Below are 2,738 nucleotides of genomic sequence, written 5' to 3'. Positions count from 1 at the left end.
CTCCGACGCGGTGCGCCGTGCGCGTGCCGGTGTCGCCGACCCGAACCGTCCGACCGGCTCGTTCCTGTTCCTCGGCCCGACCGGTGTGGGCAAGACGGAGCTGGCCAAGGCCCTCGCGGACTTCCTGTTCGACGACGAACGCGCCATGGTGCGCATCGACATGTCCGAGTACAGCGAGAAGCACTCGGTGGCCCGGCTCGTCGGTGCCCCTCCGGGCTACGTCGGTTACGAGTCCGGCGGGCAGCTCACCGAAGCCGTGCGGCGCCGCCCGTACACGGTGGTGCTGTTCGACGAGGTCGAGAAGGCGCATCCCGACGTCTTCGACACGCTGCTGCAGGTGCTCGACGACGGCCGCCTCACCGACGGTCAGGGCCGCACGGTCGACTTCCGCAACACCATCCTGATCCTCACGTCGAACCTCGGCGCGGGTGGCGATCGGGAGCACATCATGGCGGCGGTGCGGGCGGCGTTCAAGCCGGAGTTCATCAACCGGCTCGACGACGTCGTGATCTTCGACCCGCTCTCGGAGGAGCAGCTCGAGAAGATCGTCGACATCCAGCTCGATCAGTTCGCCGCACGCATGTCGGCACGACGACTGACGCTGGACGTCTCGAGCACCGCGCGGTTCTGGCTGGCGGTGCGCGGTTACGACCCGCAGTACGGTGCGCGTCCCCTGCGCCGTCTCATCCAGCAGTCGGTCGGCGACCAGCTCGCCAAGAAGCTGCTGGCCGGTGAGATCAAGGACGGCGACACCGTTCACGTGGGCGTCAGCGAGGACGGCGATCGCCTCGTGATCAGCGCCTGACGGCATCCGTGCGCGGTCCCGGCAGCTCCGGTTGCCGGGCCCGCGCACGGCCTACTCTGGAAGACGTTATGACGAATCCCCAGGATCCGCGCACCCCGCAAGAACGGGCCTACGCACTCGACGAGTCGTCGAACGGGACGGACGACGCCGCGACCCGAGTGCTGCACACCGACGATCCGGCCGAGGCGTACGGGCGGCCGGTGACCAACCCGACGGTGGCGTATACCCGCTACGAGCAGTGGGGCGCACCGGGGAGCGAGTACCAGCCCACCCAGGCCTATCCCTCGTCGCAGCCTCATCCGTCGCAACAGCCTTCTCCGTCCCTGCCGGGTTACCCGCCTCCGCACGGTCATCAGCCCACCCAGGTGTTCCCCGCCCAGGACCGGCCGCCCACGGGCCCGGTACCCGGCGCGGATCCCGGGAAGCCGCCGCGCGGGCCGCGCTGGGGACTGCTCGCGCTGGCCGCGGTGGTCCTCGTCGCACTCGGCGGCACCATCGGCTTCCTGCTCAGCCGGCCCGACGACTCCACCTCGCGGGTCGCGTCGGATCGCGCCCCGGCGACCGTCGCACCCCCGCCCACGACAACTCTTCCGCCGCCGGCCGAACCGACCACACCGGGACTGCCCCTGGACCGGCTCCCGGGCGGACTCGGCGAGGTCATGGGCGATGCGGGTGCGGTCGTGGGCACGATCACCGCGAACGACGGCGGCAGCATCACGCTCGGCGTCATCGGCGGTTCGACCGTCACCGTCGTCCTCACACCCGACACCGAGATCATCACCCTGACCGGCAGCACAGCCCGGAGTCTCGAGGTCGGAGCGACCGCCGTGGCGACCGGCAGCGCCGTCGAACAGGGGCGGATGACCGCCGAGACCGTCGTCAGCGCGTCCCTCCCATCCTTCGGTGGTTCGGGCCGCTGACCCGCTAGGCTGACTCGACGATGACTGTCATGTGGTTCTCTCTGGCCGCGGTCGCACTGCTCGGTGCGGTCGCGCTGCTCTACGTCGACCGGACACGGCGGGAGCAGTCGGGTCGCATCCGGGAGATCTGGGCCAAGGCGCAGGGCTACAAGTACACCTCCGCCGAGGACCACCTGCCGTCCACCTGGCACCGCGCGGCGCTCGCCAAGCAGGAGTATCTGGGCGCGATCGACATCGTCCGCGGGGTTCGCCGCGGCGAGGAGTTCATCCTGTTCGACATCGAGGAGACCGCGACGATCGTCGCGGTCCGGCGCAAGGTCGGCTCCGACGTCGACATCGACCTCCGGCTGAAGTCGACGCCGCCGCCGAAGGACCCGGACATGAACCTGCTCGGCTCCATCGGGCCGCGCATCGTCTTCGCCACCGACCTCGAGATCGCGCGCCGCGTGTGCGATCAGCGGATGGTCGCGTTCACCGAGTCCATCCCCGACCACGTGCAGATGCTGTGGAGCGAAGGCGAATGGACCCTCGGATCGATCCCTGTCGGCAGCACCGGCCGTGAGTGGGACTCGGCCATCGAGACGGTGGCCCGGCTCTCCGGCATCCTCCATGTGCTGCCACCTCTCGTCGAACCCGACGAACTCGATCGCGGCACGCAGGATCCGGGACGTCCCTCCGCGCATCGTTGACAGGTGGTCGGAAGGGGCCGGCGTCACTAGTGTGACGGCCATGACTTCCGCCCGACCTGTTGCGCTCGTGACCGGACCTACTTCGGGAATCGGTGCGGGTTTCGCCCGCACTCTCGCCGGTCGCGGTTACGACCTCGTACTCGTCGCCCGTACCCGTCCCGCTCTCGACGAACTCGCCACCGAACTGAAGCAGAAGTTCGGGGCGTCGTCGGAGATCATCGTCGCCGATCTGGCGACCGTCGAGGGCCGCGACCAGGTCGTCGCGCGGCTCGGCCGCGGCGTCGACATGCTCGTCAACAACGCCGGCTTCGGTACGACCGGTGA

4 protein-coding genes are annotated in these 2,738 nt (G+C 69.6%); all 4 read left to right on the top strand.

Features of this window, described 5'->3' with window-relative positions; genetic code table 11:
• Positions 1-805: AAA family ATPase (locus R1101_RS27800; RefSeq protein WP_157179190.1), on the top strand; the 805-nt coding region annotated here is incomplete at its 5' end.
• A 68-nt stretch (positions 806-873) separates the two neighbouring features.
• Entirely contained in the window at positions 874-1,725 is an 852-nt protein-coding gene (locus R1101_RS0120565) for a hypothetical protein (protein WP_016935172.1), read from the top strand.
• A gap of 29 nt (positions 1,726-1,754) precedes the next feature.
• Positions 1,755-2,414 carry a hypothetical protein gene (locus R1101_RS0120560; protein WP_026003530.1) on the top strand — a complete coding sequence of 220 codons (660 nt, stop codon included), beginning with the start codon at positions 1,755-1,757 and terminating at the stop codon, positions 2,412-2,414.
• Positions 2,415-2,454: 40 nt separating this feature from the next.
• A partial coding sequence (locus R1101_RS27795) for an SDR family NAD(P)-dependent oxidoreductase (protein WP_037224335.1) occupies positions 2,455-2,738 on the top strand: 284 nt, incomplete at its 3' end.

The organism is Rhodococcus sp. R1101, assembly GCF_000278445.1.
Taxonomy (GTDB): Bacteria; Actinomycetota; Actinomycetes; order Mycobacteriales; family Mycobacteriaceae; genus Rhodococcus; species Rhodococcus gordoniae.
Note: the sequence above shows the minus strand (reverse complement) of the source record. Positions and strands in the feature narration are given on the sequence as shown.